Consider the following 290-nt stretch of genomic DNA (forward strand, 5'->3'; position numbering starts at 1 on the left):
GGTGCCGCTCTGCAGGCAGTTGCCGACATGTTGTTGATGCCCGCGAATGCGCCTGCCGCTCACGCAGACATCGTTCAAGCCGTGGAGTCAGGTGCCATTGCGCAGGAGCGCCTGGATGAAGCTGCAACCCGTGTGGTGGCACTGCAGATGCGTTATGCCCAGCTCCAAGCAGACCTCCCGGTCCCGCCCAGCGAGCCCGGCAACCATGAGGACGTGGCCGCCAGGATCCAGGACGCCGGCTGACCCCACCCCTCACCCCCTCCCTCTCCCCGCCGAGTAGGCCTTTTGAT

The 290-nt window shown here is 65.9% G+C and carries 1 pseudogene; it reads left to right on the forward strand.

The window, feature by feature from the left end:
• Positions 1–243, forward strand: a pseudogene (locus L979_RS11085) (glycoside hydrolase family 3 N-terminal domain-containing protein); the annotation flags it as partial.
• Positions 244–290: the final 47 nt, after the last annotated feature.

The organism is Kocuria sp. ZOR0020, assembly GCF_000800955.1.
Taxonomy (GTDB): domain Bacteria; phylum Actinomycetota; class Actinomycetes; order Actinomycetales; family Micrococcaceae; genus Kocuria; species Kocuria subflava.